We start from the raw sequence: 21,340 nt of genomic DNA, 5'->3' as shown, positions 1-21,340 counted from the left end.
GGCGGGCGGTGAACCACACTCCTCGCTTCGCTCGCTAGGTGTTTCACCTGTCCCGCTGATCCTCCCGGAGTCGCCGGCTTCCGCTCCGATCAACTAAGTGACTACGAATAAATCATGTAACGCAATCGCGCCCGTTAGTTAAGTAATTCATCTATGAATTGCATTTTTTATCTTTTATGAAAAGGCCTATTAATACAATAATAAGTCCTATAACTAAAAGGAAAATCTCGCTACCACCTGTTCTAAAAGCAACTTCATGTGGTATATACAATGCAACAAGCATCAGTGCAATACCCAGTAGCATTGTTTTAGTAGAACGCATTTATTTATATTCCTCCTTTTTATAATGATTCATGAAATGGCCTGTTAGTTGAATAAAACAAAGCACTACTAGTGATACGCTCGAAATGACCGATAAGTTTCATCAATTGGAAATACGTAGCTTTCTACTATCACTTCTATAATTCACGATCAACATACATTTAACGAATTCCATCCATTTATCAGGCTTATGAGTAATAAAGTGGAGTATTGTGACATACATACATGTTTTTTTACAATCTCTACAACGGTCATGTTACCGTTTAACGTCTTTTTTGCCAACCGAAACTTTAAACTTACCAAACCTCACCACTTGTTTAACGTTACAGTGAGTAGAAGTAGTTAGTTAACATTTCCCATAAATTAGGTAATTCATAACGAACTATTTCAATAACCGAAAGATGTAAGTTGCGTGCCTTTCGATATCATAAGAGTTTTGGTAAACTCAATTGGGGACTAGGCCGATGAAGTAATGGGTAAAGGTATAGATCTGCAGAAAGGAGAAAGTGCATGAAAGTTTTAGTTGATTTAGGCTGGTTTTTTAAAGAACGAAAAAAGCAATATATCATTGGAATTATTACGTTAATGTTTGTGGCACTCCTCCAACTAGCGCCCCCTAAGATTATCGGCATGATTGTAGATGCGGTGACGAAGGACGAGTTAACGTCACAGATGTTGACGCGCTGGATGATTATCTTAGCGGTGGCGGGGTTATTGATGTATGGGGGGCGCTATTTGTGGCGGACGATGATTTACGGTTCTTCCGTGTATTTGGCGCGAACGTTGCGGGAGCAGTTATTCCTGCATTTCACGCGGATGTCTCCGTCCTTTTATCAGCGCCGAAGAGTTGGGGATTTGATGGCGCATGCGACGAATGATATTAACGCAGTGCAGCAAACAGCAGGTATGGGAATTTTGACGCTAGCGGATTCACTATCGACGGGTGGCTTTGTTATTTTGACGATGGCGTTGACGATTAGTTGGAAGCTAACGTTAATTGCACTCATTCCCATTCCATTTATGGTCTTATTAACGAGTTATTATGGCCGACTGCTGCGCAAGCGATTCCGCATCGCACAAGAAGCGTTTTCGGATTTGAATGATAAAACGCAGGAAAGTATTTCAGGTGTGAAAGTACTGAAGACGTTCGGGCAGCAGGAAGAAGATATCGCGGAATTTACGGAACGTTCCAAGCGTGTCGTGGCGAAGAATATGCGTGTCGCAAAAATTGATGCGTTATTTGATCCGACAATTGCGGGGATTTTTGCGATTTCGTATGTATTATCATTTTACTTCGGTACGCGTTTCATTTTGTCTGGAGACTTATCGATTGGTGACTTAATAGCGTTTACTGCTTATTTAGGATTATTGACGTGGCCGATGTTGGCGATTGGTTTCCTATTTAATATTGTCGAGCGTGGAAATGCGTCGTATACACGAATCCTATCGCTGCTTGCGGTGGATCCGGAAATTCAGGATGAACCGAATGCGATTGCGAAGCTTCCTCATGGGGATATCGTTTTTGCGGTGGACAAGTTTACATTCCCAGACGATACGAGACCTTCTTTGCGTAATTTACACTTCACGTTGAAACAAGGGGAAACACTCGGAATCGTTGGTAAAACAGGATCCGGTAAGACAGCCCTCCTTAAAGTATTGATGCGTGAATTTGATAATTATACAGGAAAGATCCGCTATGGAGGGATTCCGATTACGCACTATAAGAAAGAGTGTTTACTCCAGGCAATTGGTTATGTGCCGCAAGACCATTTCCTATTTTCTACGACACTTGCTGAAAATATTGCGTTTACGAATCCACAAACGGATCCTGAGAAAATTGTGGCGGCAGCGAAATCCGCACATATTCACGAAGATATTCTGTCGTTTAGTGATGGCTACGAAACACTTGTTGGCGAACGTGGTGTGTCGTTATCCGGTGGGCAACGCCAGCGAGTATCGATTGCTCGTGCGCTGTTGATGAATCCTGAATTATTATTGCTGGATGATTCATTGTCTGCAGTCGATGCGCGGACGGAAGAAGCGATTCTTCATGCATTGAAAGAGCAGCGAAAGGATAAGACGACGATTATTACGTCTCACCGTTTAAGCGCTATTCAACATGCCCATCAAATACTCGTGATGGACGAGGGAGAAATTGTGGAAATTGGTGATCATGAAACATTGATTAAACAACAAGGGATCTACAAAGAAATGTACGATTTGCAACAGCTTGAATCCATTGTGGAGCAAGGAGGCGGGACATATGAATAAGCAACAAGACATGTCTGCTAAAGATCAATGGAAGACGTTTGTGCGTTTAGCGCGTTATATCCTGCCATTTAAAGGCAGTGCGTTACTTGCGATTGTCTTGCTTCTATTAACGGTGACGGCTACTGTAGTCAGTCCGTTAGTCATACAAACATTTATCGATAACTATGTCGTACCGCTGGAGTTTCCAATGAAGCCGCTATGGTTGCTGGCAGGTATGTATATTGCACTGCAACTCGTCAATATGATCGCTTCCTATTTTCAAACGTTGCGTTTCCAAAAGCTCGCACTAGCAATCATCCAACAAATCCGGATTGATGTCTTTACGAAAGTGCAGAAGCTAGGATTGCGTTATTTTGATCAGACGCCTGCGGGTGGGGTTGTCTCGCGAGTAACAAATGATACGGAGTCGATTAAGGAAATGTTCGTCAGTGTGGCGTCCACATTTCTACAAGCGATTTTCGGATTGATTGGTGTCTATATTGCGTTGTTCACACTGGATCCGAAACTTGCGCTGTATACATTGATCTTACTACCGGTATTTTTACTCGTGGTCGCTGTGTATCGTCATTACAGCTCGGAATTTTATCAGGATATACGGGAACGATTGAGTCAGTTGAACGCAAAAATCTCAGAATCACTCTCTGGTATGGGAATGATTCAAGCGTTTCGTCAGGAAAAACGACTGTCCGATGAATTTATAGAGGTCAATGAAGGTCATTATCGCGCAGGCATGCGTAATATTAAGTTCGATACGTTATTACTTACTCCGTTAATCGATTTACTTTATACAGTCGCGATTGTTTCAGTACTTAGTTACTTTGGGTTGGTATCACTTGCACAGCCAGTGGATGTCGGGGTCATCTATGCGTTCACTACGTTGTTGCGTCGCCTATTCCAGCCGGTCCAACAAGTGATGGCGCGATTATCGATTTTCCAGCAAGCAATTGTTTCGGCGTCACGCGTGTTTGCATTGATTGATGATACAGAACTAGAACCTACGCAAACTGCGAACGCTACGAAGAAAATTACGAATGGAACAATTGAATTCCGTAATGTGACGTTTAGTTATGACGGCAAACATGATGTATTGAAAGATATTTCATTCAAAGCAAATGCGGGCGAAACTGTTGCGCTTGTCGGTCATACAGGTAGCGGGAAGAGTTCGATTATCAACTTATTTATGCGCTTCTATGAATACGAGCGGGGCGAAATCTTAATCGATGGTGTGTCGCTGAAAGACTATCCAATAGAAGAGTTGCGTGCGAAAGTCGGATTGGTGCTACAAGATCCGTTCATGTTCTATGGCGATATCGCGAGTAATATCCGACTGCATAACGACAAATTGACCGATGAAGATATACGAGCGGCAGCAGAATTCGTACAAGCCGATCATTTCATCAATGAACTCCCAAAAGGTTATGAGCAAAAAGTGACCGAACGAGGGTCTACATTATCAAGTGGTCAGCGTCAGTTACTTGCATTTGCGCGAACGATTGCGATGAATCCGAAAGTGCTCGTTCTGGATGAAGCGACAGCGAATATTGATACAGAAACGGAAGTAGCTATTCAAACGAGTCTAGCGAAAATGCGGCAAGGTCGAACGACAATTGCGATTGCGCACCGTTTGAGTACGATTCAAGATGCCGAATTAATTCTCGTACTTCATCGTGGCGAAATCGTTGAACGCGGAACGCATGGGGAGTTATTGGCGCAAAAAGGCTTGTATCACACGATGTATGAATTGCAAAATGGCAAACAAGAAACTACTTGATGTACCGTCAAAAAGATGTCACAAACAAATGATGCGTAATCTGTCCTTCGGTTTGGTACGATAGAGTGGGAACGCTGGCAAACTCGTCAGCTTTCTACTATTCCTGAAGTTGAAGGAGGAATTTTGTTGGGGACGGATGTAAATATTTTATTCGCGTTTGGAGCAGGTTTTCTAAGTTTCATTTCTCCTTGCGTATTACCGCTATACCCGGCCTTTATATCGTATATTACCGGCATGTCACTCGATGATCTTGGGGACAAATCAAAAGGAATGGGCCGCACGGGTATTTTACATACGCTGTTCTTTTTACTAGGATTTTCAGTCGTATTTGTTATTTTGGGATTCAGTACGTCGTTTATCGGTTCGATCTTTTTACAGTATCAAGACTTGATCCGTCAATTGGGCGCAATTTTCATCGTACTTTTCGGATTGATGACGATCGGATTATTTAAACCAGAGTTTTTGATGAAAGAGAGAAAGCTTCAATTTAAAAATCGTCCAGCGGGCTATTTCGGTACTGCACTGATCGGCTTGGCGTTTGCAGCAGGTTGGCAGCCATGTATGGGCCCCATTATCGGCGCAATCATTTATCTCGCCGCAACCAATCCAGCGTCTAGTATGCTGTATATGATGCTGTATGTACTCGGTTTTGCGATTCCTTTCTTCTTCTTGTCCTTCTTTGTCACAAGAATCAGTTGGATCCGCAAACATAGTATGACCATCACGAAAGTCGGTGGCTATTTAATGATTGCATTCGGTATTCTGTTGTTCTTTGACGGTATGGTGTTTTTGACTAGTTTACTGAGCCCGATCTTCGGAGATTTCCAAGGATTCTAATGAAAGCAGTGAATGCGGGAGAGAGGTGTACAATGCAGGAAATTACTTCTTTTGACGAGTGGCAAGAACTACTTGAAGCTTCCACGCAGTTAGTATTGTTTGTAAAAGCGGACCATTGTTCGGTGTGTGAAGGACTTTATCCGCAAGTGGCGGCACTTGAAAGTGAGTACCCGTTTCCGTTTTATCGAGTCAATGCATCCGCAGTACCTGAAATCGCAGGACAACTTGCGCTATTCACAGCGCCTGTCGTGTTGTTATTCCACGACAAAAAGGAACTTGCTCGTTTCGCTAGAATTGTTCCGATGAATGATTTGAAAAAGCGCATGGAGGAATTGGTTCAGTGGGGGAACGTAGAAAATGCTTAAGTTACAACAATTAGTCGATTATATATTCAATAGTATTCCACCAATCTACTTAATCATCGCTTCTACAGTCGTTTTCGTTGTGATGACGACGATTGTCTATACGATGCGAGCGAAGGCAGCGAATAAGCCAATCCAGGCAAGGAAGATTATTCTGCCGCCACTATTTATGTCAACGGGTATGTTCATGTTCTTGTTTGATGAATTTCAAGTACCGTGGACACAAGTAGCAGAAGCGAGTCTTGTCGGTCTTATATTCTCCACATTCTTGATTTATACGACGCGGTTTGAAATGAAGGAAGACGGCATTTATTTGAAGAAGTCAAAAGCTTTTCTCGTGATTTTACTGGGGCTGCTCGTCATTCGGCTGCTCGGCAAGATCGTCTTAAGTAATACGATTGATGTCGGAGAACTTGGCGGGATGTTCTTCATTCTTGCGTTTTCGATGATTTTGCCGTGGCGGATTGGGATGCTTATGAAGTATAAGCGACTGGAGAACCAATATAGTAAGTAATACTAGAATTAACATCTGGTATGCACCCCGAAAGTTAGAGTTACACAATCTAACTTATGGGGTGTTTTCTTATGGTGAAATATAGTGGGGAGTATAAAGGAATGTGATTAATATTAGTTTGATTGCAAAAGAATCATAGGTTAAGCTTATCTAGTAAATGATTAACAGTATACCTACTATATGTAATTTCATAGGGAGTTGAATGAAATGAATCGTTCCAAAAACGAGATGAAATTAATCGTTCCAAAAGGATCTGACAATGCCCCAAGGAAGCAACTAGTCATTGATTTCACCGTAGCTATACTAAAGCAACAACTTGAAATCATTACGGACTATGCAGCTGAATCTATAATATGGTATCAATTACAGGAAAATAAAAAAGTGGAGGGACTATGTTCAGTACTTGCCAGTGTACAGGATGAAACAAATACCATTGAGTGCCTTGAAATTTATCAAGTGTTAACGCATGGAAAATTTGCTTCAATTAATGGTGTGATTTCATTAGGGCCAAATACAATTATTGATTTCTGTGATGTATATACGTTTTCCAATGCTGCAAGGTCTGGAAAAGTAAAGGAAATAAAATCATATAGACAACAGTCTGTAAAATAAGGTATCGAATGTGCCTATACATGTTAATCTTTTGGAAAATTATATGGTAAGATAATAGATATTAGTTAATTATTAAAATTATCTGAACTACATAAGTGGCATTCAAAAGAAAGGAATGTATTGATGATAAATATAGATATAGATACATTTTACTGATTCCTACGATTGTAAAGGGGAAGGTAACCGGTGTTTTGGGAATTATAAAAGATCAATCTGAAACTCGGAAAGTTGAAAATAGCTTACTGGAATCAGAGGCGAAATTTAGAGGGATTGTGGAAGAGGCTTTGGTAGGTGCTTATATTTTAAAGCAACTGGGCTGTAAGATTATTCAAGGATATTTATTTTCGAAGCCAGTTTCAGCTAATGAATTTGAAGAATTATTAAAGATTGGAACAATCGATATATCTAATGATCTCAAATTAGAAAATAGAACGTTTGTGGAAAAAAGGTGATTTTTACAAATCCCTCTTCATTCTTGAATTTGAGACGTATTTATTTGCAGAAACAAATAAGCTACTTGGCTCGATTGTCTGGATGAAAGAAATAACATTAGATATTTATCAATATGGCATAGAATATACTATTGATGAAAGTGAACGTGCTGAAGTTGTGCCAGATTTTAAATAAACTGGAGAAACTCCTTCGAAACACCGCTGTCGTTTGTATTATTAAACTAGCGTATTTCAAAAGATCAGCTAGTCGTACAGTTGATGGAGAGAAAATAGTAAATAGCAAGTAAAATGGAGGCACAATTCACAGTTGAATTGTGTCTCCTTTTATAAAGGGGATGCTACATGAATAAAAATGTTGCCGTTTTATTACTACTAGCTTTATCTTTGTTTTTTACCGAAACAAATTACGCCAATGAACTTACAACACCATCTGGAATTTCATTATCCGATGTAGAACGTTTCGTAGACGATTATGTAGATGAGTATATTGGTGAAACAACTGCGGGTGCAGGGATTGTGATTTTGAAAGATAATCAAGTGGTTTTATCAAAAGGATATGGTTACGCAGATATTGAAAACCAAATTAAACTAGATGCTCATACTGCTGTTTTTGAGTGGGGTTCAGTTAGTAAATTGTTTGTTTGGGTGTCTGTCATGCAATTAGTCGAACAAGGAAAAATCGATTTAGATGAAAATATAAACAACTATTTACCGCAAGGATTTTTAACAAAGCTAACATATGATGTACCGATCACTATGTTGGATTTAATGAATCACACGGCGGGATTTGAGGAAAATATTTTTGATTTGGGATATGCTACCGAATACTCTGTAAAGTCTTTAGAAGAAGGATTGAAAATTGCCGAGCCAAACCAAGTATATCGTCCAGGTACAGTCGTTGCTTATTCAAATTATTCAACATCCTTAGCTGCATATATCGTTCAATTACTTACAGAACAAGACTTTAATGAATATGTTGATGAACATATATTTCAAAAATTAGGTATTCTAGATTCAACTGCCTATTTGTCTTTAGGGAGAAATGAGCAAATAACAAAAAACAAAGTACATGGATATGAGCTTATTGAAGAAGGGAATTTCAAACGATCGACACCGTACTATATGTCCATGTATCCAAGCGGTGGAATAAATGGAACAGCACAAGATTTAGCTGCGTTTGCCATGGCACTTATGCCGCAATCCGATACTGAAAACGTTTTGTTTACGGATGAAAATACGTTAGATACAATGCTTTCGCAAAGTTATGCGGTGAATGAAAATGTCCCTGGTATCGCACATGGTTTTTGGGAGTATGATGGAAAGTTTAAAGGATTCACACATGGTGGAAATACAGTTTCCTTTACAAGCAATTTTCATATCGTCCCAGAAGAAAAATTTGCAGTAATCATAGTAACGAATCAAGCCTCAGAGATGGATATATCCTATGGGCTGACGAAGGAATTGGTTGGCGAGAAAGAGTTAGATGAAGAAGTGAAATTGGCGGACTTACCAAACGCACAACTAACAGAAGGAACGTATCTTACTACTCGCAGAATGAAAAGTGGCTTCTTAAATTTATATTACTATTTACTACCACTTACAGTGAAATCACTCAATGCGAATGAAATTGAAGTGAGTTTGGCAGGTATGAAAGCTAATTACGTCCAAATACATCCAAACGTCTATAAAATGACAACTGGTAGTCCTATGTTTATTCTGACAAATGTTCTTCATTTTTCAATAGAGGATGGAGAAGTGAAACAAATTTCCACAGCGATTACAGATTATCTCCCTATGGATAAAAGTAGATCTTGGTTAACAATAAGTGCTGTATTATTCATTTATTGTGTAATATACTTTATTGTTTCCCCATTCGTTTTACTCATAATCGGTATGTTGAATCGAAGAAGAAGAAAACCTTCTGTAAAAATAAAAAAATGGATTTACCTACTAAATATTGTTGGTACAGCTTTTATCGTAAATATTATTTTATTAGTAAGTAGAATGTTGAGTACTAGTGATCGAGGATATATTGAAGTATTCCCACAACTAGTGGCTAATTATGTGTTAACGATTGTAAGTGTTATTTTTATTATTTTCGTTCTAATTAATTGGAAAAAGGCAGCACTAACGAAATTCCAGAGGGCTATTTATCTTCTATCCATCGTTACTATTAGTATATTAATCTTTTTACTAATCACATGGCAGTTTTATTCTTAAGTAACGCACAGAAAGAATTATCGCGTCACTTACTTAACTACTTGAAGAATTTTACTTAAAGTCATATATTTTTGATGAAAAGAATACGCCATCTCTGTTTGGCACACCCTATAACAGAAGATACATTAGGAGAGTGACGCAATATGAAATATAACAATACATGGGATTTAGAGAGTATATTTACAGGTGGAACAAACTCAAAAGAAGTACAGACCAAAATTACGTCTATAAAAGAAGAGATTAAACGGTATGCAGATCAGTTACAGGCGTGGAATAGCGATCCAGCTAACGATGCTTCTAACTTGCAAGGAATATTATCGCAACAAGAAGTAATTGGTAAAGGTCTAGGTCAGGTAGGTACATTTATCAATATGTGGCATGACGCCTTCATGGACGATGAACATGCAAGCGTTGTCAAAGGTCAAGTGATGGAATTATGGAGTGAAATCCAGCAACTATCAACGATCTTCACTAAAAAACTGGTAGCGATCCCAGATGAGAAATGGAACACACTCTTGCAACAGGATGCTTTTACAAAAATCAGTTTTTCATTAGATGAGACACGTGAACAAGGCAAACGACTTTTATCTGAAGAGGAAGAGAAACTAATTGCTACATTAAATAAAGACGGCATCGCAGCATGGAGCGATTTATATGATACAGTCGTCTCCGTCATGACGGTTCCCTTTACAGCTCAAGACGGCAAAACGACTGAGCTATCTGTCGGGCAAGCGATGAACAAAATGTACGCTGATCCTGATGTAGCGGTGCGTGCGGAACTTTTTGAAAACTGGGAAAAAACATGGTCGAAAAACGGGCCGATCTTCGCAGACATCCTGAATCATTTAGCTGGTTATCGCTTAACATTACAACAAGCTCACGGAAGAGAAGGTCATTTAGAAGAACCGCTCGAATACAACCGCATGACGGAGAAGACACTTACTGCGATGTGGTCTGCAGTGGACGCACAGAAACAAACATTTATTGATTATTTGGCACAAAAAGCAGATTTATTCGGTATGGATCAGTTAGGATGGCAAGATGTTGCTGGGCCCGTTGCAGTAGGTGAAACAAAACCTACACGATTCACCTATGATGAGGCCTGTGATTTTGTCATTGAGCACTTCTCGTCATTTGGTCCGAAACTGACGGACTTTACAAAACATGCGCTGGAAAACCGCTGGGTGGAGGCAGAAGATCGCCCAAATAAACGTCCAGGTGGGTATTGCACAAGCTTACCGGAATTTGAAGAGTCACGTATTTTCATGACGTTCACGGGTTCACCAAATGATACGAGTACATTAGCACATGAATTGGGCCATGCGTTTCATAGTTACGTAATGAAGGATTTACCGGAATTGAACCGTAACTATGCCATGAATGTGGCGGAAACAGCCAGTACGTTCGCTGAAAACATTATTGCAGATGCAACTGTGAAAAATGCTGCATCTACTGAAGAAAAAGTATCCCTTCTCGCGAATAAATTAGAAGGCGCAACCGCGATGTTTTTAAATATTCATGCTCGCTTCTTATTTGAGGATCGCTTTTACACGGAACGTGCAAAAGGAATTGTATCAGAAAAACGTTTGAATGAATTAATGGTCAACGCACAAAAAGAAGCATTTGGTGATAGTCTATCCTCCTATCATCCACATTTCTGGGCAGCCAAGTTACACTTCTTTATCGATAGTATACCGTTCTATAATTTCCCGTATACATTTGGTTATTTATTCAGCCTAGGTATTTACGCGGAATACTTGAAACAGCCGGAAGGGTTTGAAGAGAAGTATATTGCCTTACTGCGGGATACCGGATCAATGACAGTAGAAGACCTGGCTAAGAAACATCTGGATGTAGACATCACGAAAGAAGATTTCTGGGTTGCTGGAATTAAGCTCGTTGGAAAAGATGTAGAAGAATTTATTGAATTGACGAATGCATTGAAGAAATAAATGTGTAGAAGGTACGTATCTCATTTTATCAAGCGAGGTACGTGCCTGTTTCTACTAGTAGGGTTGCGCAAGTGAAAAAGTCCATCTACAAAATTGTAGCCCAGGGCGATTAGGGTATCATTTACCTGTACAGGTTGTTAGTATCCAAACTTTTTGACGAATGTATATTCTGTAGTATAAAGTATGCTTATGTAATACTAGTTGGTGGTAACTGCCACTTGGAAAGTTACTTAAGCTTTGTAAATAATTTGAACTAAGGAGCTGTTGAATGATGTCAATCAGTTTGAACCCTTATTTGCTTTTTGATGGTAACACAAAAGAAGCAGTCTATTTCTACGAGAAAGCGCTTGGTGGGAAAGTGATAGGTATCATGACTTTCGGAGATATGCCGGCGGATCCAAATCATCCGTTGACGGAAGACATGAAGGATCGCGTTATGCATGCACACTTGAAAGTTGGAGAAGCAGATCTCATGTTTAGCGATACGTACGAAGGAATGCCTTATCAGCCAGGCAATTCGATTCAACTGGCTATCCATCCTAAAGAAAAGGCTAGGGCTGAAGGAATCTTCGCCGCATTGGCGGACGGAGGACAAGTAATCATGCCTCTTCAGAAGACCGATTGGAGCCCTTTGTATGGACAAGTAAAGGACAAGTTCGGCGTTACTTTCCAAGTGAATGTCCCAGAAGAGCAACAATAATATTAGCAAAAAGACTACAGACATAAACATAGCCTTCTGTTCACGAATGGTCAGAAGGCTTACTCAGTTACACATAACGATATTCTATATTCACTCCCTACATGCAACCTCACGCGATGTTTTTAGGAAGATTGTAATGTCTTTATTTTCAATACGAATCATTTCATTTGCTATTTGAACATTTCTCTGTTATTCTTAAGAAGTATTATCTTTGTTCTTCCGATAGAGAATAGATTTGTCTTTCGTCTAAGGTGATTTGAGCAAGTATAGTAACATATTGTGTGGATATCCACACTAGGAGGCAATTAATTATGGAACAAGGTACAGTAAAATGGTTTAACGCAGAAAAAGGTTTTGGTTTCATCGAACGTGAAGCAGGGGAAGACGTATTCGTACATTTCTCAGCAATCCAAAGTGAAGGTTTCAAATCTTTAGACGAAGGTCAAAGCGTAACATTTGAAATTGAACAAGGACAACGTGGCCTACAAGCTACAAACGTTCAAAAAGCTTAATAATAGCTTGGAAAAGACCCTATATGTAGGGTCTTTTTTTTATGTGCTTACATTACCCGTTGGTTTCTTTCACCGATGTGCATTTGTTTTAAAGGATCAATGAATAGCGATAGACTAGTCCTTCCGTTACGACGGAGGGATTTTTTTGCGTCCCCTTCTTATTATAACGAGGCATAAGACAAATGAATCCAAATATTGCAGTATTCATTGAATTTTTGAAAAATGGATGGGATAATAGAATAAATGAAAAAGTAAAACTAGGTAGAATGCAAAATAAATGTAAACGTCAATTGGTTCATCACATTGCAGACTCTCAGAAGTTTTTGTTTTTTGTATAAACAAAATCAATACATAGTATAAAAATTCAAGTGATAGGAATAGGAGGCTCAACACTATGTGGAATAACAACAAGTTGACGAGAACGTTAGGTATTCATTATCCAATCATCCAAGCAGGAATGGCTGGCGGGACAACGACACCCGAGTTAATAGCGGCCGTTTCTACTGCGGGTGGTCTAGGAACACTAGGTGCTGGGTATATGACTGCAGATGAAATGAACGAAACGATTAATAAAATAAAAGAACTAACGGATCGGCCTTTTGGGGTCAATCTGTTTATACCCGAATTACCGGAGCACTGTGAAGAAAAGATTGATAAAGCAAATGAACTGTTGCGACCATTTCGTGAAAAGCTAAACGTAGCAAAACCGCAAGTGGGACAGGACTCTACTGAAAACTTTGCTAAGCAACTAGAAGTGATTATTCAACAACGGGTAGCTGTTTGTAGTTTTACATTCGGTGTTCCTTCTAAAGAAATAGTGCAACGATTAAAACAAGAAAATATTGTTGTTATCGGTACGGCAACGACGGTTAAAGAAGCGATCATTAATGAAGAGCAAGGAATGGATATGGTTGTAGTGCAAGGAAGTGAGGCAGGTGGTCACCGCGGCGCGTTTGCAAGTTCCTTCACGGATGCCATGATAGGAACGATGTCACTTGTACCGCAAGCCGCAGACCATGTTGACATACCAGTAATCGCTGCTGGGGGAATTATGGATGGCAGAGGTGTGTTAGCCGCTCTTACACTTGGTGCACAGGCGGTTCAAATGGGAACTGCATTTGTGACCACTGTTGAAAGTGGAGCAAACCAACAACATATCGACGCAATTTTAACGAGTACGGAAGAACAAACTATCGTCACGTCGGTATTTAGTGGTAAACCGGCAAGAGGAATTCAAAATGAATTTATTAGGGAACTGCAACCTTACGAAGAAGGTTTGCCAGATTATCCGATCATGAATACGTTAACTTCGGGCATACGAAAAGAGGCTGCCAAGCAAAACCGACCGGAATGGATACATCTTTGGAGTGGGCAATCGCCACGAATGAGTAAGAAGCAAACCGTTAATGATTTACTAGCAGACATTGTTTCCCAAATTGACGGTATCGTGCATAGGAGATAGATGCAATACTCACAGTTCGTACCTAATTCCAACACATAAGCATAATGTGTTGGAACATGTACACAATGTTGTATACTAAGGTGAGTAATGAAAGGAGATGGATCGATGATGACTACATACGAAGAAACGGTAGCAAGTTTTGAAAAAATTGATTCCGCAAGAGCACAGGAGTTGGTAAATGGGGAAGGCGAAGCCGTAATCTATATTGGTAAGTCTGTATGTCCTTATTGTCAACTATTCGTTGGGAAACTAAAAAAGGTCGCGGGTGAAACGAATACGACGATTTATTATGTCAATAGTGTGGAACCATCAGATATGGAAGGTATTTCGGCTTTCCGTAAAAAATACGACATTCCAACAGTTCCAGGTTTCATCTATACAAATGGTGATACAGTAAACGTGAAATGTGATTCATCTATGCCGGAAGAAGAAATCAAAGCTTTTATGAATAAATAATTTACAGGCGCAAATCTACTTGCAGATTTGCGCTTTTTTATATCCTTTACTGGAATCTACGTAGACTTTACTAGTAATACTATATCTAGTAGTTACATATTCTCAGTGGAATACAATCGATTTCCATTCGTTTCACGTGAAAAAAACATAAGTAAACGGATTCTTTCTAAAAATCTTATAGGTTACGTTACGTCATCAGTTAGTCGTAGTGTAGTGAAATTAAAAAAGAGGGGGATCTAACGATGAAGGAAGATCCATTAGTTGCTATGAAGTGGACTACTAAGCAACTTGTTCAGTTACTTGTACTTACACTCATAATCGTACCGATAGTGATTGAATTTTTATTCCATGATTATCTGCTTGCAGTGCTCGGAAATGATCTTTATGCCGGGACGATTACGGGTTTTGTCATGTCCATTGTATTTGTACTTGGGGTATATTTCGTTGCCTTGAGGCCTTTACACTTAGGATGGGGAGAAGTCGGACTGCGGTCATTCCCAAGAAGGTATTGGAAATGGATCATCATATGGTTAATCGTCTTACTTGCGGCTAGTCTACTTATCGTCCTCTTCATGGAACTATTTCATATAGGAATTGAAAATGCGAAAACGGAGTCATTAACGTCAAATATGACGTGGTTCACGATTGCTATCGCATACATCTCAGCAGCTATTATATCTCCTATATATGAAGAAATCTTTTATCGTGGCTTCCTTTATAAGTGGTTTAAACATACATGGGGTGTAGGTGCTGGAATCATTGTTAGTTCGGTCATCTTCACTATCGTACACATTCCTACCTATAATACGTTACCAGTCAACTTTATTTCTGGTATGATCTTTGCGTGGACTTATGAAAAGTCAAATTCAATAGTACCTGCGATCATTATTCATGGGCTATTTAATGGGATTGCTGTACTCCTTACGGTTCTTACCTAATTTGTACATGTTTTGGTAGAAAATTTGCATTTGCAAGTGTTTGATTGGGATCTTTGTTATAGTTGCAAAGGACGGATTGAACGTAGCACTAGGGACACACTAATTAAAAGTGAAGAAAGGGCGATTAACAATGAAAAACGTAACTCCATTTTTAATGTTTCAAGGCGGTATGGCAGAAGAGGCTATGACATACTACACATCACTTATCGAGGATTCTGAAATTAAAAGTATTACGCGGTATGGAGCTGAAGGGCCCGGTGAAGAAGGTACAGTTGTACAAGCTGTATTCTCGTTAAAGGGGCAGGAGTTTATGTGTATCGATAGCCACATTGATCATAACTTTACGTTTACACCGTCTTTTTCTATCTATCTTACGTGTGAAAGTGAAGAGGAAATTGACAGCTTGTATGATAAAATGATGGAACATGGTACAGCGCTCATGCCGATAAATAACTATGGTTTCAGTAAAAAATTCGGATGGTTGAATGACCAGTTCGGCATCTCCTGGCAGTTGAATTTACCGGAGTGATCTGGTTGCAACTAGACAATTAACTAAAACGATCCAAAGAGTAGTTCAACACACTCCTCGGATCGTTTATTTTATGTTGTCTTTAGTGTACATAAGCATATATCGTCCTCCTCTATCATACATACAACTAAGCGTCTCTCTAGCAAACATCAAACAAGAAGCAGAGCGAGCATTACTGATTATTGCAAGCGCTTACAACTAGAGGAAAGGAGAGAGTGAAATGAAGTTGAAAGGAAACTTATTGGCACAGATTTTCATTGCGTTTGGTCTTGCAATTATTTTAGGTATACTATTTGGTCCTTCTATTGACGTAATTAAGCCATTGGGTGATTTGTTTCTACGTTTAATTAAATTTATTATTGCACCGCTCATTTTAGCATCTTTAGTCGTTGGGGTTGCGAGTACGGGAGATCCTAAGCGGTTGGGGAGAATGGGTGCAAAAACGATAACGTATTATTTAATTACAAGTGGAATTGCAGTGACTATTGGTTTGGCTATCGCCTTTTTAATCTCACCAGGAAAAGGGATTAATATAACCGTGCCAGAAGCAGCTGTACAAATAAATGAAACGGGCGGATTCATCGCTACTTTGCTCAACATTATTCCCGATAATCCTTTTGCGGCCCTATCTTCAGGAAATATACTCCAAATTATCTTTTTTGCCATCTTCATCGGTCTAGCCATCGCATTAGTAGGGGAAAAAGCAAAGCCGGTTTATCAGTTCTTCGAAGGATTTGCTGAAATCATGTATAAAATTACTGGGATCGTCATGTGGGTCGCTCCCATTGGAATTTTAGGATTGGTTGCACCAGTTGTCGGACATTACGGTATGAGTGTATTGATGCCATTGGTAAAATTAATTTTAGCTGTCGCCATCGCATGCTTCCTACATGTTGTGTTTGTTTATTCCATTGCGGTGAAAAAATTTGCTAAGGTCGGCCCAATACAATTCTTTAAAGGTATGGCGCCCGCTTCAGTAGTGGCGTTCAGTACATGTAGCAGCGCGGGAACATTACCCGTTACGATTAAAAACACACAAGAAAACTTGGGCGTCCCTAAGAAAATAAGTAGTTTCGTTCTTCCTTTAGGTGCGACGATTAATATGGATGGAACGGCAATATACCAAGGGGTAGCCGTCGTCTTCATTGCTCAATTTTACGGTTTGGAGTTATCTATTCTACAATTACTAACGATCGTGTTAATGGCGGTGTTAGCATCCATTGGTGCAGCGGGTGTGCCGGGAGCTGGTGTAATTATGCTGGCAATGGTATTAACTTCAGTGAATATGCCTTTGGAGGGAATCGCGCTAGTCGCAGGAATTGATCGAATTCTAGATATGTTTAGAACGACCGTAAATATTTTAGGTGATGCTTCCGCTTCCGTAGTCGTCGCCGCCACAGAAGATGGATTATGGTCCGATGATATAAATGAACAAAAGAACTAGATGTAAGCTTCGAGGAAGTGAAACATCAAGCGTGTGTTGTGCTTGAAATACCTCAATAATCCATGCACATGTAAAAGGCCACTAATTCGATTAGGAATTAGTGGCCTTTTCTGTATTCTTTTACGTCCGATAATCTTCCACTTGTGTAGCTGTTTTTAACGAAAATAAATGCTCGTACGGCTGCACATCGACTTCCATCTCTTTCAACTTTTTACGTAAGAATTTATGATCGCGCTTCGGTGTCGCGAGAATATAGCCTTCGATAATATGGTCAAATTCAATAGTTTTGGCATGGTCTTCTAAGGCAGTTTCGCCGATTTTCGCAGCAATCTTTTGTTTTGCTACGTCACGGAAAAGTTCGGGGACGGGTGTGACGAGTTCATTCAGCATGACTTTCGCTTCGTCATTCCATAAATGCAACGATTCATTGACGAAGTGCTCTTCCCAATCGAGCGTAGATTTCCCATCTTCTTTAGGCAATACTTTCAGAAACTTCCGGAACATAAAAAATCCGCCAATCGCAAATAAACCAATGAGTACAACGCCCCAAAATAGGATAAACCACATAAATAGGTCTTGCACTGTTTTCACCTCTTCCATTCTACATTCTATTATAAGAGGAAAACTAAAATATTTCACTAACTAAGTATCCTTTTCTTCCTTTCGTTCTATATAGCGGATGAAAGGAGGTGATCCACATGAGCGCAACACTCGAATTTAACCAAGCAACAGGCAGAATTCACTTCAACGCAGGTGTGAACGAAAAAGGACACGTAATTCGTAAAGTAAAGACGTATAAGAATGTTACAAGACAAGCATCTGCAGCTGATCTGTACACAGCGTTAACGCAATTGGCATCACTATCTGACTATCCGATGATTAAAGTAGACAGAGTCATCACAGAAGACATCCAAAATAACTAATGAAAAGGAGGAGAACACATGGCAAAAGTATTGGAATTGACATTTTTGACTGCGGATCAAGAAGTGCTCAAACTAACGGTGGACGAACCAAGCGTGGATGTGACAGCTGCGCAAGTAGAATTAGTCATGCAGCAAGTAATTACTAGTGGCGTCTTCGTTATCGAGGAATCACCACTCGCAACGATTAAAAGTGCACGGATTGTCGAACGCGATACACAAACATTATTGACGCGTTAACTATACGTACTGCCGGTTTTCAGTAATTTACTGGAAGCCGGTTTTTTATCTATCATAGTAAGGAGGAATAGATTATGGAGCAATGGCTACAGCTTGTTCAAGATATCGGGTTTCCGATATTCGTATCGTTTTACCTACTGCATCGTTTAGAAGTGAAGCTAGAAGCAATCCATCAAGTTCTTTCGGATATGAATCGGTAAACTTCATTAGAACTTCATGATTCCGTCAACGTTTAGCCAAATACCACTCACCCTCCGCCTTGTATGAGATCGGAACTTTCGATATGATAAAGTGACTATCAAAAGGTGGAGGTATTAATTATGTATAGAAAGCTTTTTATTCCGTTGACGCTCATTTTTGTGCTGATGTTAAGTGCATGTGGCGGAGGATTCAAACCAGATCATAAATATAAAGTAGATTCATTCGAATCCACGAATCAGGACAATGAAATCGTAACAAATGAAGACTTAAAAGGTACTGTATGGCTTGCACAGTTCGTTTTTACAAAATGTACAACAGCTTGTCCGCCAATGATGAGCAACATGGTAAGACTGCAAGAGCAATTGATCGATAATAAAATAGAAGATTATAAACTTGTTTCATTCAGCGTAGATCCAGAAGTGGATACACCAGAAGAACTGAAAACCTATTTAGGCTTATTCAGCGCACCTGACGAAAGTAAATGGGAGATGCTGACTGGTTATGACATGAAGATGATTGAAAAGTTAGCCGCTTCCTCATTTAAACAAATTGTTAAGCAAATCCCGAATGACGATCAAGTATTACATGGTATCTCTTTCGGTCTAGTGAATCAGAAAAACGAAGTAGTTAAACTGTATGATGGGAAAGACAATGTCCCATATGATACAATCGTGAAAGATATGAAAGCACTGATTAAAGAAGGTAACTAAAGAATAGGAGGGGTGGGGCAATGGCAAGGAAGAAAAGACGATTACGCCGATCCGTCCGCGTAATGATCGCTTTCTTGGTTTTATTAGTACCAGTTGCCGTCACGCTCTTTACGATTTCTGCAATTCTTTTTGTGAATTTCGGGAAAAATGATGTCATCGATAAGTCTGCTTCTGTACTATTTACGATCCACGACCGGCAGACAGGTGCAACGGTACCTCAGAAGTATATCCCTATCTATATCGCTGCAGCAGATGAATACAATATTCCCTGGACGTTGCTCGCGGCGCACCATCGAATCGAAACACGATTTTCCACGATGCGTACGGACGTTTCACCAGTAGGCGCGGAAGGTCCGATGCAGTTCATGCCTTGCACATTCGTCGGCTGGAACTATCCAGGTTGTAAAGACCTGGGTAAGGGAAGCATCCCCAAAAAAGACAAGACCAATCCAGATGTCATCGCAAAATATGGTGGTTATGGTGTCGATGCCAACGGAGACGGCATTGCCGATCCGTTTGATATGGAAGACGCCATCTTCAGCGCGGCAAACTATCTGTCCGATAGCGGTGCTGCAGACGGTAACATAGAAAAAGCGGTGTTCACCTACAACCACAGTGAAAAGTACGTAGAGGACGTTCTCTGGTATTATCACGAATTCGAAGAGCAACGTAAACAAACCGAAAAACAAGCCAAAAAATAAAACGCGAAGCCGAATTACTGGCATCGCGTTTTTTAATGTGGAAAAAAGCGTCCGCCAAAAACGTAGTGAAACGGCATACTAACCAATCCCCATCATTTTCACAAAAAAACGTGAAGCCAAAGTCGGCTCCACGTTTCAAATTATCTAGAGGCTCTACGCATACTTTTCATGATCAAGCTAACAATAAATACGAGTACAATCGCACCGATTAACGCAGGGACAAAGTAGAAACTAGATATCTGTGGACCCCATTCGCCTAACAGTGCACCACCAACCCATGCACCGATAATACCCGCAATAATATTACCAATAATACCGCCTGGAATATCTTTACCGACAATAAGGCCAGCTAGCCAACCGATAACGCCTCCGATAATTAAGAACCAAATAAAGCTCATGTTGTTCATCTCCTTTTTACTGTCTGTATAGTTCCTGCATAGTATTTGTATTACCATCTTTTTAATACATGAAACCTTTATTATTTTATTTTATGCAAAAAAAGTTCAGACAGTTGGGTTTCTGCCTGAACTTTTTACGAATTTATTTGGGAATTACCGTAGCACCTAACGTGTTCGTGAAATGCGATAATGCCCAGTCATGGCCAATCGGATTAAAGCTTGCGACGCCACCTTCATGAACGAAAATCTTATAACCAAGATTGTACGCATCGACTGCGGTATGTAAAATACAAATATCCGTGCACACACCTGTTAAATGGATTTCATTAATACCTCTTGAGCGTAATTGTATATCTAAATTCGTACCAGCAAATGCGCTGTACCGAGTCTTATCCATCCAAATCATATCGTCTGTATGCGTTTCATAAAGATCTTGTAGTTTGCCGTAAAGATTTCTTCCAGCAGTGCCTCGAATATTATGCGCAGGGAAGAGGGAGCTTTCTGGATGATAAGGATCATTTTTTTCATGTAGATCATTAATGACGAATACAGGTAGTTGCTTCTCCAGATAGCTAGTCGTTAGCTCTGTAATATATTCTTCTAGCGCAATTCCAGGTTCACCGCATGTTAAGGCGCCATCTATTGCGACGAAATCTACTGTATAATCGATCACTAGTAATGCTTTCTTCAATTGAATTCACTCCTTTTTTTTATTTTGTCATAGTACCGGCTGAATGGCTAGTCATATGTAAAGACATTTAACTTAAGGAATACACGGAAATGTTCGAGTAGTCAAAAAATATAGAGAAATAACTAC

At 39.8% G+C, this 21,340-nt stretch carries 27 protein-coding genes; 23 read left to right on the top strand and 4 right to left on the bottom strand.

The genetic code is table 11. The annotated features are described in order from the left end of the window. Positions 1 to 151: 151 nt before the first annotated feature. The gene (locus CSV79_RS16825) at positions 152 to 322 is read right to left on the bottom strand and encodes a hypothetical protein (RefSeq protein ID WP_158232512.1); all 171 of its coding nucleotides are present in this window, start codon (positions 320 to 322) and stop codon (positions 152 to 154) included. 509 nt (positions 323 to 831) lie between these two features. On the opposite strand from CSV79_RS16825, the gene CSV79_RS10460 reads away from it, so the two are divergent. The 18 genes from CSV79_RS10460 to CSV79_RS10380 all read left to right on the top strand — a co-directional run bounded on the left by CSV79_RS10460 (position 832) and on the right by CSV79_RS10380 (position 17,353). Continuing rightward, positions 832 to 2,592 (top strand): ABC transporter ATP-binding protein, encoded by a 1,761-nt coding sequence (locus tag CSV79_RS10460; protein ID WP_099689001.1) that lies wholly within the window; start codon positions 832 to 834, stop codon positions 2,590 to 2,592. Then, the gene (locus CSV79_RS10455; protein ID WP_099689000.1) at positions 2,585 to 4,363 is read left to right on the top strand and encodes an ABC transporter ATP-binding protein; all 1,779 of its coding nucleotides are present in this window, start codon (positions 2,585 to 2,587) and stop codon (positions 4,361 to 4,363) included. Before CSV79_RS10460 ends, CSV79_RS10455 begins: the two co-directional genes overlap by 8 nt. Positions 4,364 to 4,489: 126 nt before the next feature. Then, entirely contained in the window at positions 4,490 to 5,200 is a 711-nt protein-coding gene (locus CSV79_RS10450; RefSeq protein WP_099688999.1) for a cytochrome c biogenesis CcdA family protein, read from the top strand. Between the two features lie 32 nt (positions 5,201 to 5,232). Then, on the top strand, positions 5,233 to 5,565 hold the full coding sequence (locus tag CSV79_RS10445) for a thioredoxin family protein (protein WP_099688998.1): 333 nt from the start codon (positions 5,233 to 5,235) through the stop codon (positions 5,563 to 5,565). Beyond that, on the top strand, positions 5,558 to 6,076 hold the full coding sequence (locus CSV79_RS10440) for a CcdC family protein (RefSeq protein WP_099688997.1): 519 nt from the start codon (positions 5,558 to 5,560) through the stop codon (positions 6,074 to 6,076). Before CSV79_RS10445 ends, CSV79_RS10440 begins: the two co-directional genes overlap by 8 nt. A gap of 207 nt (positions 6,077 to 6,283) precedes the next feature. Then, complete coding sequence (locus tag CSV79_RS10435; RefSeq protein WP_099688996.1) at positions 6,284 to 6,688, top strand: hypothetical protein; 405 nt, start codon at positions 6,284 to 6,286, stop codon at positions 6,686 to 6,688. 191 nt (positions 6,689 to 6,879) lie between these two features. Beyond that, on the top strand, positions 6,880 to 7,140 hold the full coding sequence (locus CSV79_RS10430) for a hypothetical protein (RefSeq protein ID WP_099688995.1): 261 nt from the start codon (positions 6,880 to 6,882) through the stop codon (positions 7,138 to 7,140). After that, complete coding sequence (locus CSV79_RS10425) at positions 7,124 to 7,315, top strand: hypothetical protein (RefSeq protein ID WP_099688994.1); 192 nt, start codon at positions 7,124 to 7,126, stop codon at positions 7,313 to 7,315. The genes CSV79_RS10430 and CSV79_RS10425 overlap by 17 nt, the downstream gene beginning before the upstream one ends. A gap of 167 nt (positions 7,316 to 7,482) precedes the next feature. Further along, positions 7,483 to 9,360, top strand: a complete 1,878-nt coding sequence (locus CSV79_RS10420; protein ID WP_099688993.1) for a serine hydrolase — start codon at positions 7,483 to 7,485, stop codon at positions 9,358 to 9,360. Between the two features lie 143 nt (positions 9,361 to 9,503). After that, on the top strand, positions 9,504 to 11,312 hold the full coding sequence (locus CSV79_RS10415) for a M3 family oligoendopeptidase (protein WP_099688992.1): 1,809 nt from the start codon (positions 9,504 to 9,506) through the stop codon (positions 11,310 to 11,312). Between the two features lie 271 nt (positions 11,313 to 11,583). Continuing rightward, positions 11,584 to 12,012: a VOC family protein gene (locus tag CSV79_RS10410; protein ID WP_099688991.1), complete on the top strand. Its 429-nt coding sequence runs from the start codon at positions 11,584 to 11,586 to the stop codon at positions 12,010 to 12,012. Between the two features lie 311 nt (positions 12,013 to 12,323). Then, on the top strand, positions 12,324 to 12,524 hold the full coding sequence (locus CSV79_RS10405) for a cold-shock protein (protein ID WP_025783429.1): 201 nt from the start codon (positions 12,324 to 12,326) through the stop codon (positions 12,522 to 12,524). 182 nt (positions 12,525 to 12,706) lie between these two features. Next, on the top strand, positions 12,707 to 12,862 hold the full coding sequence (locus CSV79_RS16820; RefSeq protein WP_158232511.1) for a hypothetical protein: 156 nt from the start codon (positions 12,707 to 12,709) through the stop codon (positions 12,860 to 12,862). A gap of 56 nt (positions 12,863 to 12,918) precedes the next feature. Further along, a complete protein-coding gene (locus CSV79_RS10400) occupies positions 12,919 to 13,986 on the top strand; it encodes an NAD(P)H-dependent flavin oxidoreductase (protein ID WP_099688990.1) in 1,068 nt (355 codons plus the stop codon). A 105-nt stretch (positions 13,987 to 14,091) separates the two neighbouring features. Next, positions 14,092 to 14,442, top strand: a complete 351-nt coding sequence (locus CSV79_RS10395) for a DUF6568 family protein (RefSeq protein ID WP_099688989.1) — start codon at positions 14,092 to 14,094, stop codon at positions 14,440 to 14,442. Positions 14,443 to 14,684: 242 nt separating this feature from the next. Beyond that, positions 14,685 to 15,380, top strand: coding sequence for a CPBP family intramembrane glutamic endopeptidase (locus tag CSV79_RS10390; RefSeq protein ID WP_099688988.1), 696 nt, complete (start codon positions 14,685 to 14,687; stop codon positions 15,378 to 15,380). Between the two features lie 130 nt (positions 15,381 to 15,510). After that, positions 15,511 to 15,909: a VOC family protein gene (locus tag CSV79_RS10385; protein WP_099688987.1), complete on the top strand. Its 399-nt coding sequence runs from the start codon at positions 15,511 to 15,513 to the stop codon at positions 15,907 to 15,909. 220 nt (positions 15,910 to 16,129) lie between these two features. Next, positions 16,130 to 17,353, top strand: a complete 1,224-nt coding sequence (locus tag CSV79_RS10380) for a dicarboxylate/amino acid:cation symporter (protein ID WP_099688986.1) — start codon at positions 16,130 to 16,132, stop codon at positions 17,351 to 17,353. 120 nt (positions 17,354 to 17,473) lie between these two features. Here the strand turns inward: CSV79_RS10380 and CSV79_RS10375 are convergent, their stop codons facing one another. Then, positions 17,474 to 17,920 carry a DUF2621 domain-containing protein gene (locus tag CSV79_RS10375; RefSeq protein ID WP_233201420.1) on the bottom strand — a complete coding sequence of 149 codons (447 nt, stop codon included), beginning with the start codon at positions 17,918 to 17,920 and terminating at the stop codon, positions 17,474 to 17,476. Positions 17,921 to 18,051: 131 nt separating this feature from the next. On the opposite strand from CSV79_RS10375, the gene CSV79_RS10370 reads away from it, so the two are divergent. From CSV79_RS10370 to CSV79_RS10350, 5 genes are all read left to right on the top strand, one after another. Then, complete coding sequence (locus tag CSV79_RS10370) at positions 18,052 to 18,276, top strand: DUF1659 domain-containing protein (protein WP_099688984.1); 225 nt, start codon at positions 18,052 to 18,054, stop codon at positions 18,274 to 18,276. Between the two features lie 18 nt (positions 18,277 to 18,294). Beyond that, positions 18,295 to 18,513 (top strand): DUF2922 domain-containing protein, encoded by a 219-nt coding sequence (locus CSV79_RS10365; protein ID WP_099688983.1) that lies wholly within the window; start codon positions 18,295 to 18,297, stop codon positions 18,511 to 18,513. A gap of 74 nt (positions 18,514 to 18,587) precedes the next feature. Further along, on the top strand, positions 18,588 to 18,713 hold the full coding sequence (locus CSV79_RS10360) for a YvrJ family protein (RefSeq protein WP_099688982.1): 126 nt from the start codon (positions 18,588 to 18,590) through the stop codon (positions 18,711 to 18,713). A gap of 120 nt (positions 18,714 to 18,833) precedes the next feature. Beyond that, positions 18,834 to 19,424 carry an SCO family protein gene (locus CSV79_RS10355; RefSeq protein ID WP_099688981.1) on the top strand — a complete coding sequence of 197 codons (591 nt, stop codon included), beginning with the start codon at positions 18,834 to 18,836 and terminating at the stop codon, positions 19,422 to 19,424. 20 nt (positions 19,425 to 19,444) lie between these two features. Further along, positions 19,445 to 20,125 (top strand): lytic transglycosylase domain-containing protein, encoded by a 681-nt coding sequence (locus CSV79_RS10350; RefSeq protein ID WP_099688980.1) that lies wholly within the window; start codon positions 19,445 to 19,447, stop codon positions 20,123 to 20,125. 140 nt (positions 20,126 to 20,265) lie between these two features. On the opposite strand, the gene CSV79_RS10345 is transcribed toward CSV79_RS10350, so the two are convergent. Beyond that, positions 20,266 to 20,523, bottom strand: a complete 258-nt coding sequence (locus tag CSV79_RS10345; RefSeq protein ID WP_099688979.1) for a GlsB/YeaQ/YmgE family stress response membrane protein — start codon at positions 20,521 to 20,523, stop codon at positions 20,266 to 20,268. 142 nt (positions 20,524 to 20,665) lie between these two features. After that, entirely contained in the window at positions 20,666 to 21,214 is a 549-nt protein-coding gene (locus CSV79_RS10340) for a cysteine hydrolase family protein (protein WP_099688978.1), read from the bottom strand. Positions 21,215 to 21,340 lie beyond the last annotated feature (126 nt).

It is taken from the genome of Sporosarcina sp. P13, assembly GCF_002743055.1.
GTDB lineage: Bacteria > Bacillota > Bacilli > Bacillales_A > Planococcaceae > Sporosarcina.
The sequence above is the reverse complement of the archived record's forward strand: the minus strand, read 5'-3'. Positions and strand labels throughout refer to the sequence as shown.